At 70.0% G+C, this 9951-nt stretch carries 7 protein-coding genes; 4 read left to right on the top strand and 3 right to left on the bottom strand.

Features of this window, described 5'->3' with window-relative positions:
• Together HTZ82_RS03035 and HTZ82_RS03030 are read left to right on the top strand one after the other, a co-directional pair.
• Positions 1–1588, top strand: a 1588-nt coding sequence (locus tag HTZ82_RS03035; protein ID WP_254711579.1) for a polymorphic toxin-type HINT domain-containing protein, incomplete at its 5' end; no start/stop codon positions are given.
• Positions 1589–1725: 137 nt separating this feature from the next.
• Positions 1726–3063: a hypothetical protein gene (locus HTZ82_RS03030; RefSeq protein ID WP_175407684.1), complete on the top strand. Its 1338-nt coding sequence runs from the start codon at positions 1726–1728 to the stop codon at positions 3061–3063.
• A gap of 66 nt (positions 3064–3129) precedes the next feature.
• On the opposite strand, the gene pyk is transcribed toward HTZ82_RS03030, so the two are convergent.
• The 3 genes from pyk to pta all read right to left on the bottom strand — a co-directional run bounded on the left by pyk (position 3130) and on the right by pta (position 8041).
• Complete coding sequence (gene pyk, locus HTZ82_RS03025) at positions 3130–4560, bottom strand: pyruvate kinase (RefSeq protein ID WP_175407683.1); 1431 nt, start codon at positions 4558–4560, stop codon at positions 3130–3132.
• A 143-nt stretch (positions 4561–4703) separates the two neighbouring features.
• Positions 4704–5915 carry an acetate kinase gene (locus HTZ82_RS03020; RefSeq protein WP_175407682.1) on the bottom strand — a complete coding sequence of 404 codons (1212 nt, stop codon included), beginning with the start codon at positions 5913–5915 and terminating at the stop codon, positions 4704–4706.
• Positions 5916–5956: 41 nt separating this feature from the next.
• Complete coding sequence (gene pta / locus HTZ82_RS03015) at positions 5957–8041, bottom strand: phosphate acetyltransferase (RefSeq protein WP_175407681.1); 2085 nt, start codon at positions 8039–8041, stop codon at positions 5957–5959.
• 292 nt (positions 8042–8333) lie between these two features.
• Between pta and HTZ82_RS03010 the strand changes: the two genes are divergently transcribed.
• Together HTZ82_RS03010 and HTZ82_RS03005 are read left to right on the top strand one after the other, a co-directional pair.
• Positions 8334–9359 (top strand): ATP-dependent 6-phosphofructokinase, encoded by a 1026-nt coding sequence (locus HTZ82_RS03010; protein ID WP_175407680.1) that lies wholly within the window; start codon positions 8334–8336, stop codon positions 9357–9359.
• A gap of 193 nt (positions 9360–9552) precedes the next feature.
• Positions 9553–9951: helix-turn-helix transcriptional regulator (locus HTZ82_RS03005; RefSeq protein WP_175407679.1), on the top strand; the 399-nt coding region annotated here is incomplete at its 3' end.

Genomic DNA, 9951 nt, shown 5'->3' with positions numbered 1-9951 from the left:
CGCCACGGCGGCGGAGCAGGCGGCGAAGGACGCGCAGAAGTACGCGGAGGAGGCGCAGAAGGCCGCGGAGGCGGCCGAGCGGAAGAAGGCGAACCAGCAGGTTGCGACCGGCGCCGGCACCGGTGGTATCGGCGGCACCTTCTACGTCGTAGACGAGGACAGTGTCGAGGTCACCGACGCCAAGCAGAAGAACGACTGCGTCATCGAGCCCGGCTTCACGGGCTGCACGGTCACGTTCGCGGTGACGTTCAGTGCCACCGTCGACTTCTTCCTGTGCACCAACCCGGATGTGCCGGCGACGTCTTCCGGCTGCCCCCCGGAGGACACGCTGCTGCTCAGCACCGAGACCTTCAAGGGCCTGACGAAGGAGGTCACCCAGTACTTCAGCAAGCTGGACCTGATCAAGCAGACCGTCGTCTACCAGGTCCTGAAGGCGGTCCTGGTCCAGGACTTCGTCGACTGCTGGCACGGCAGCGCGAGCGGCTGCGCCTGGGCCGCGAGCAACTTCATCCCCGGCAAGGCGTTCGGCAAGGTCGCCGAGGCGATCCGCGCGCTCGACGCCGCGCTGCACACCGGGGTCGGAGTCGCGGACGCGTTCAAGGCGCTGAAGGCCCTGGACGGGATCGACCCCGCGACGCTCGCGCGGATCGAGAACACGGTCAACCTGTACGAGGACCTGGTCACGTCCTGCCGGGTCAACAGTTTCCCGGGCAGCACCCAGGTGCTGATGGCGGACGGCAGCCGCAAGGCGATCAGCGAAGTACGACGCGGCGACAGGGTGCTGGCAGCCGACCCGGCGAGCGGTGCTCAGCGGCCGCAGGAGGTTACCTCGACGTTCGCGCACGACACGGACCGGCTGGTGGACATCACCTTCACCGATGGGTCCCGGCTGACCAGCACCGCCGGCCACCGGGTATACGTCGAGGGGCGCGGCTGGACACTCGTGGCGGAGCTGCGCACGGGCGACGGGCTGCGCACGCCCGACGACAAGGTGCAGGCCGTCAGCGGGCTGCGGACCCGGACGGGTCTCGAACCGCGTACGGTCTACGACCTCACGGTCGATGGACTGCACACGTTCTACGTGCGCTCCGAAGGGCCGCGTGCGGAGGACCTGCTGGTTCACAATTGCATGAACCTGGCCGACGAACTGGCCTTTCCGCAGAGCGGGGCGCACACGCTGAGCAGGCATGTCAACGTGACGCCGCAGCAGGCCGCTCAGTTCGCCCTGGAGAACCAACGGAAGGGCCTGGACCCCATCAGCACCGTGTGGACCGACGGGGACATCGCCCAGCAGGCCGTCGACCGCGTCCTCGCCCACTACTTCTTCCCCAACGGCAAGCGGAGGCAGGCCAGCTTTGACGCGCTGGACAACTTCATCCACCATCGGGGCCAGTGGCGGAACAAGACCGAGTTCACGATCACGGGGAAATGGGACAAGTACCCTTCCCTGGGCAAGGTGTACAAGACGGACCGTTCCTGGGAAGAGGCGGGGAACCAGGTACGTGTGGTTCTCAAGAGGCTGCCTGGGAGGGACGGCCACGCGGGCTTCATCGTCTACACGGCGTACCCGCTGAAGAAGCGCCCTTGAGGCGTCATCGACGGACGACCGGTCCGTGACATGAAAGCCGGCTGGGTTCCCAGCCACATTCCGAACGGTGGGCCCGTCCCGGCAACGGGGCGGGCCCTCCCCCCACCCGGTGACACACCGCGAGGAAGGAGCCCAGCATGGCAAGGCAACGCGAGGAGTTCGCCGGGATCTACGACGGGGATTTCGGCCTCAGCGCGCTCACCGAGAAGCTGTCCTCCGCGCCCGCATCTCTCGACGATGCGCAGGCATGGGAATACGCGGCGGCGGTGGCCGCCGTCTGCGACGGCGAGGGCGCTGTGGAGCTGGGTGTCGACGTACGCTGCCTGCTGGACTCCGCTCTGCCGGACGAGGTGCTGCGTACGGCATGGCTGGCGGCGACCCGTGAGCGCTTCGACCCGGCCGACTTCGGAATGGACGTCCGCGGCTGGCTGCGCCGTCTCGCGGATCTGTGCCCGGCTCGGGTCCGGAAGAGGGCCCACCACCACTGGCCCGCACCGCCGCGCTCGGACATGGCCGAGGAGGAACTGTGTGAAGCCGTCGTCAGGGAGATGCGTAACGTCGCCGCCGAGGTGACGCACACGATGGCGAAGAGCGGCTCCGCCGCCCCGCTGTCCGAATCGGTACCCGCGGCCCTGGAGAGAATCGTCGAGGAGAGCGACGGAGAGCTCGGATTCAGACTTCTCCTGCGGGTCTTGAAGGCCTATCGCGTCCCGGTCGGCAAAGACCAGTACGACCGCCTCATGGAACTCGACCACGCGCTTCGTTACCCGGGGCCGGTGGTGTACGACGGCCTCAATGTGCAGTGGCTGCCCATCGACACGACCCGGCGGGACGCCACAGGAGACTTCGGTTTCTCGGAGCTCACGTCGTGGTTCGCCGGGGACTGGCACGCTCACACGGCGCGGGAAACCGTCCAGAAGGCCGCGGCGGGCGATGACACCGCCGAGACTCCCGGCTCCGCGGCGGCCTTGCTGCGTGAGGACGCGCTCCGTCTGCTGGAGTCCACGCTGTCCTCCGACACGATCACCACCCTGTGGGTGGCCGCGTCGGAACGCGGCTTCAGCATCGACCGGTTCAGCATCGACGCCAGGTACTGGCTCGGGCTGATCGTGGAGGAGTGCGACAAGCGCCTGCGAGAGGTGGCCCCGTCGTACACGCCCGTCATGCAGCCGGTTCGCGTCGAACTCACGGATGAGGTGCTGCGGGAGGTGCGGGAGGTTGCGCCACTGCTCTCGGAGCGGATCGTCAGTCCGGACTGGCACGGGATTCCGGGGGCGACCGTGGTGCAGGCAGTGGAGGAGGTCGTCACCCGGGTCGATCCCGACCTCGGGTTCCGACTGTTCCTGCGGGTGCTGTTCGTCCTGTCCGTGCCGCTGACCGAGGAGCAGTACTCCCGGTACGAGATGCTCTGCGGGCGGTTCGGGTACGGCGCGTACCACCTCCTTGAGCTGGACCAGTTCGTGCAGCGAGGCTGACCCCGTAAGCAGCCCGAGGGCGCCCCTCCGTCCGGAGAGGCGCCCTCGTGGTGATCTGTCGCCGTGTCAGTCGCGGGCGCCGCCGCCCAGGTGGTGGACGCGGACCATGTTCGTGGTGCCGGGGACGCCGGGTGGGGAGCCGGCGGTGATGATCATGGTGTCGCCGGCGTTGTAGCGCTGGAGCTTCAGGAGCTCCGCGTCGACCAGGTCGACCATCGCGTCCGTGTTGTCGACGTGCGGGACGACGAAGGACTCGACGCCCCAGCTCAGCGTGAGCTGGTTGCGGGTGTCGACCTCCGTCGTGAACGCCAGGATCGGCTGGGTCGCGCGGTAGCGGGACAGGCGGCGGGCCGTGTCGCCGGACTTGGTGAAGGCGATGAGGGCCTTGCCGGACAGGAAGTCCGCGATCTCGGCGGCCGCGCGGGCCACCGAACCGCCCTGTGTGCGCGGCTTCTTGCCGGGGACGAGCGGCTGGAGGCCCTTCGACAGGAGTTCTTCCTCCGCCGCCGTGACGATCTTCGACATCGTCTTGACCGTCTCGATCGGATAGGCGCCGACCGAGGACTCCGCGGACAGCATGACCGCGTCCGCGCCGTCCAGGATCGCGTTGGCGACGTCGGACGCCTCCGCACGCGTCGGGCGCGAGTTGGTGATCATCGACTCCATCATCTGGGTCGCGACGATCACCGGCTTGGCGTTGCGGCGGCACATCTCGATGAGCCGCTTCTGCACCATCGGGACCTTTTCGAGCGGGTACTCGACGGCCAGGTCGCCGCGCGCCACCATCACACCGTCGAACGCCATCACGACGTCCTGCATGTTGGCGACCGCCTGCGGCTTCTCCACCTTGGCGATGACCGGGACCCGGCGGCCCACCTCGTCCATCACGCGGTGGACGTCCTTGACGTCGTTGGCGTCCCGCACGAAGGACAGGGCGACCATGTCGCAGCCCATGCGGAGCGCGAAGCGGAGGTCCTCGATGTCCTTCTCGGACAGCGCGGGAACGTTCACCGCCGCGCCGGGCAGGTTGATGCCCTTGTGGTCGGAGATGACACCGCCCTCGATGACGATGGTGCGGACGCTCGGGCCGTCCACCTCCAGGACCTTCAGTTCGACGTTGCCGTCGTTGATCAGGATCTGGTCGCCCTTGGCGACATCGCCCGGCAGGCCCTTGTACGTCGTACCGCAGATGGACTTGTCGCCGGGGACGTCCTCGACGGTGATCGTGAACTCGTCGCCGCGGACCAGTTCGACCGGGCCCTCGGCGAACGTCTCCAGGCGGATCTTCGGACCCTGGAGGTCGGCCAGCACGCCCACCGCGTGGCCGGTGTCCTCGGCCGCCTTGCGGAGGCGGTGGTACCGCTCCTCGTGCTCAGCGTGGGTTCCGTGGCTCATGTTGAAGCGGGCCACGTTCATGCCGGCCTCGATGAGCGCTTTGAGCTGCTCGTAGGAGTCGACGGCGGGGCCCAGTGTGCAGACGATTTTGGAACGGCGCATAAGGCGGATCCTATCGGTTTGTTTCAGTGCGGAATATTCCGGCTGGCGGAATGTACAAATGGGCGGGGGGCCGCTCAGTCGAGGCAGTCCAGGGCAGTCCAGGCGGTCGAGTTCTTTTGATTTTTCTTCCGTTGTTCCTGTTTTTAGTCGGTTACCAATGAGTACGTCTGGCGGGCGATCTCCAGTTCCTCGTCCGTCGGGACCACCGCGACCGCCACCCGCGCGCCCTCCGGCGAGATCAGCCGCGGCTCACCGGACCGTACGGCGTTGAGCTCGGCGTCCACCGCGAGGCCCAGCGACTCCAGGCCCTCCACGGCAGCTTCCCGCACCGGCGCCGCGTTCTCACCGACACCCGCCGTGAACGCCACCGCGTCCACCCGCCCGAGCACCGCGCAGTACGCGCCGATGTACTTCTTCAGACGGTGGATGTAGATGTCGAAGGCCAGCCGCGCCCGCTCGTCGCCCTCGTCGACACGGCGGCGGATCTCCCGCATGTCGTTGTCGCCGCACAGGCCGATCAGACCGCTCTTCTTGTTCAGCAGGTCGTCGATCTCGTCCACCGACATTCCCGCCACCCGCTTCAGGTGGAACGTCACCGCCGGGTCGATGTCACCGGACCTCGTCCCCATCACCAGGCCCTCCAGCGGCGTCAGGCCCATCGACGTGTCCACGCACCGGCCCCCGGCCACCGCCGACGCCGAGGCGCCGTTGCCCAGGTGCAGCACGATCACGTTCACCTCCGACGGGTCCTTGCCCAGCAGCCGCGCCGTCTCGCGCGACACGTACGCGTGCGAGGTGCCGTGGAAGCCGTAGCGGCGGATCCGGTGCGCGTCCGCCACCTCGGTGTCGATCGCGTACCGCGCCGCGTGCTCCGGCATCGTCGTGTGGAACGCCGTGTCGAACACCGCCACCTGCGGCAGGTCCGGGCGCAGCGCCCGCGCCGTGCGGATGCCCGTGATGTTCGCCGGGTTGTGCAGCGGCGCCACCGGGACCAGGCGCTCCACCTCCGCCAGCACCTCGTCCGTGACGACCGTGGGCGCCGAGAACCTCAGGCCGCCGTGCACCACCCGGTGGCCGATCGCCGCCAGCTCCGGCGAGTCCAGGCCGAGCCCGTCCGCCGCCAGCTCCTCGGCCACCGCCTTCAGCGCGGCCGCGTGGTCCGGGATCGGGCCGGTGCGCTCCCGGCGCTCACCACTGTCCGTCAGCGGCGTGTGGACCAGCCGCGAGACCGCCTCGCCGATCCGCTCGACCAGGCCGACGGCGAGCCGCGCGCCGTCCCGCATGTCGAGGAGCTGGTACTTCACGGACGACGAGCCGGAGTTGAGGACGAGGACACGGGTGGCGCTGGTGGTCACGGGTGCGGTGCTTTCTGTACGGGGGGGAGTGGTGGAGTCGGTCACGCGCTGGGGGAGGGGGTGGCCTGGGCCTGGATCGCGGTGATGGCCACCGTGTTCACGATGTCGCTGACGAGCGCGCCGCGCGACAGGTCGTTCACCGGCTTGCGCAGGCCCTGCAGGACCGGGCCAACCGCCACCGCGCCGGCCGAGCGCTGCACGGCCTTGTACGTGTTGTTGCCGGTGTTCAGGTCCGGGAAGATCAGCACGCTCGCCCGGCCCGCGACCTCCGAGTCCGGCAGCTTCGTCGCCGCCACGGACGGCTCGACGGCCGCGTCGTACTGGATCGGGCCCTCGATCTTCAGCTCCGGGTGCGACGCCCGCACCAGCTTCGTCGCCTCGCGCACCTTGTCCACGTCCGCGCCGGACCCCGACGTGCCCGTCGAGTACGAGAGCATCGCGATCCTCGGCTCGACACCGAACCGCGCCGCCGTGGCCGCCGACTGCACCGCGATGTCCGCGAGCTGCTCGGCGTCCGGGTCCGGGTTGACCGCGCAGTCGCCGTACACCAGCACCTCGTCCGCCAGGCACATGAAGAACACCGACGACACGATCGACGCCTCCGGCTTGGTCTTGATGATCTCGAAGGCGGGGCGGATCGTCGCCGCCGTGGAGTGCACCGAGCCCGACACCATGCCGTCGGCCAGGCCCTCCTGCACCATCAGCGTGCCGAAGTAGTTGACGTCCGACACCACGTCGTACGCCAGCTCCACCGTCACGCCCTTGTGGGCGCGCAGCTCCGCGTACCGCTCGGCGAACCGCTGCCGCAGCTCGGACGTGGACGGGTCGACGAGCTGGGCGCCGGACAGGTCGATGCTGAGGTCGGCGGCCTTCTTACGGATCACCTCCGGGTCGCCGAGCAGCGTCAGGTCGCACACGTCACGGCGTACGAGCACGTCGGCGGCGCGCAGCACCCGCTCCTCCGTGCCCTCCGGCAGCACCACCCGGCGGCGGTTCGCGCGGGCCTGCTCCAGCAGCTCGTGCTCGAACATCATCGGCGTGACCCGGCCGCTGCGCGCCACCGACATCCGCTTCAGCAGGTCCGCGGTGTCCACGTGCCGCTCGAACAGACCGAGCGCCGTCTCCGCCTTCCGCGGCGTCGCCGCGTTGAGCTTGCCCTCCAGCGAGAACAGCTCCTGCGCGGTCGGGAAGCTCCGCTCGCCCACCGAGATGACCGGGGTGCCGGGCGCGAGGCGCGCGGCGAGCGTGAGGATCTCCTCGCTCGGCCGCTCGTTCAGCGTCAGCAGCACACCCGCGATCGGCGGCGTACCCGCCGAGTGCGCCGCCAGCGCGCCCACCACCAGGTCGGCGCGGTCGCCGGGGGTGACCACCAGGCAGCCGGGGGTCAGGGCATTGAGGAAGTTCGGCAGCATCGCACCGCCGAACACGAAGTCCAGGGCGTCCCGGGCGAGCCCAGAGTCGTCGCCCAGCACCACCGTCGCGCCGAGCGCCTGCGTGATCTGCGCGACCGTCGGCGCGGCGAGGGCCGGCTCGTCGGGGAGCACGTAGCAGGGCACGGGGAGGCGGGCCGCGAGCCGCTCGGCTATCGCCGCGCGGTCCTCGGGCGCCACCCGGTTCACGGCCATCGCGAGGACGTCGCAGCCGAGCCCGTCGTACGCCCGGAACGCGTTGCGCGCCTCGGCCCGCACCGCGTCGGACGGCTGCCCCTTGCCGCCCACCACGGGGATCACGGACGCGCCGAACTCGTTGGCGAGCCGGGCGTTCAGGGCCAGTTCGTCCGGGAGCTGCGTGCCGGCGAAGTCCGTACCGAGCACCAGCACGACCTCGTAGTCGCGGGCCACCGCGTGGAACCGCTCCACGAGCCGCGACACCAGCGCGTCCGTGCCCCGCTCCGCCTGGAGCGCCGACGCCTCCTGGTAGTCCATGCCGTACACGGTCGCCGGGTCCTGCGACAGCCGGTAGCGGGCACGCAGCAGCTCGAAGAGACGGTCGGGCCCGTCGTGCACCAGCGGACGGAACACCCCCACCCGGTCCACCTGGCGGGTCAGGAGCTCCATGACTCCCAGCTCCACGACCTGTCGGCCGTCCCCGCGGTCGATCCCGGTCACGTACACGCTGCGCGCCACGCCGTGCTCTCCTGTCCGCTGTCGCTCGATACTCCGTAGTGGCCAAAATCGCCCCGCGAGAGGCAGCCATACCCTCTTGACAATACCTCCGCGAGTGGGTAGGGCGCTTGCCGGGTGTTCGGAGGGGGAACAGAAGACCGTGCGAGGGTGGCGGTCCCTCGGAGGAGTGGCAGGCTGCGCGGGCGGCGGGTCCTCCGTGGGACAATTCGGAAAGGCTCCCCGTACGCGTGCGACATACGGCGTACGACGTACGGCCGGCGACTGGCGACTACCGAGCAGGAGACACAGCACGATGCGCATCGGAGTTCTCACCGCAGGCGGCGACTGCCCCGGCCTGAACGCAGTGATCCGGTCGGTCGTGCATCGCGCGCTCACCGGGCACGGCGACGAAGTCATCGGCTTCGAGGACGGATTCAAGGGCCTCCTCGACGGCCACTACCGGCCCCTCGACCTCAACGCCGTCAGCGGCATCCTCGCCCGCGGCGGCACGATCCTCGGCTCCGCCCGTCTGGAGCGCGACCGGCTGCGCGAAGCCGCCGAGCACCACGGCGAGTTGAAGCGCCGCTACGGACTCGACGTCCTCATCCCGATCGGCGGCGAGGGCACGCTGACCGCGGCCCGCATGCTGTCGGACGCGGGCATGCCCGTCGTCGGCGTCCCGAAGACCATCGACAACGACATCTCCTCCACCGACCGCACCTTCGGCTTCGACACGGCCGTGATGGTCGCCACCGAGGCCATAGACCGTCTGAAGACCACCGCCGAGTCGCACCAGCGCGTCATGGTCGTCGAGGTGATGGGCCGTCACGCCGGCTGGATCGCGCTGGAGTCCGGTATGGCCGGCGGCGCGCACGGCATCTGCCTGCCCGAGCGGCCTTTCCAGGTCGACGACCTGGTCAAGATGGTGGAGGAGCGGTTCGCGCGCGGCAAGAAGTTCGCGGTGATCTGCGTCGCCGAGGGCGCGCACCCGGCCGAGGGCTCCATGGAGTACGGCAAGGGCGAGATCGACCAGTTCGGCCACGAGCGGTTCCAGGGCATCGGCAACCGGCTCGCGAAGGAGCTGGAGAAGCGGCTCGGCAAGGAGGCGCGGCCGGTGATCCTGGGCCACGTCCAGCGGGGCGGCACGCCCACCGCGTACGACAGGGTGCTCGCCACGCGGTTCGGCTGGCACGCGGTGGAGGCCGCGCACCGCGGCGAGTTCGGCATGATGACCGCGCTGCGCGGCACGAAGGTCTCGATGGTCCCGCTGGCCGAGGCGGTCACGCGGCTGAAGACGGTGCCCGACGACCGGATGGAGGAGGCCGAGTCGGTCTTCTGATCCCCGCTTCCCCGGCGCCCCGCGCCCCGCGCCTTTGAGCGGCCCTGATCGTCCCCCCGTAGGCGATCAGGGCCGCTTCGGCGTGCGGCCGGATTCCACTCTTGAGCGCGGTCGCCGTTTCAACAAGGCTGGGGCCCTGTCCCGGACATGTCCCAGCCCTGTCCGGATGCCGAGCGGGGAGGGGCGAGGGCGGATGGCCGACGGGGAGAGAGCTCCCGGCCCGGGCGACCTGTGCGACGCGGCCGGTTTCCTGACCCGGCTGCAGGAGCTGAAGGACTGGTCGGGGCTGACCTACCGGGAGCTGTCGGCCCGTGCGGAGGCGCTCGGCGACAGCCTGCCGCGCTCGACGGTCGCGAACATGCTGGCCCGTACGACGCTGCCCCGCGAGGAGCTGCTGGCCGCCTTCGTCCGCGCCTGCGGCACCGACCCGGAGACCACGGAACGCTGGCTGGCGGCGCGCAAGGAACTGGCCGGCCGCGCCCGCGCGTTCCCCGGCGGAACGCCTCCCGGCGAGGGCACGCCGCCCGGCGAGCGCACGCCTCCGGGCTCCGATGGGGCGCTGCCGGCTGCGGTACCCGGCCCGTACGACGCT

The sequence above is a fragment of the Streptomyces sp. TRM64462 genome (assembly GCF_013362995.1).
Taxonomy (GTDB): Bacteria; Actinomycetota; Actinomycetes; order Streptomycetales; family Streptomycetaceae; genus Streptomyces.
Note: the sequence above shows the minus strand (reverse complement) of the source record. Positions and strands in the feature narration are given on the sequence as shown.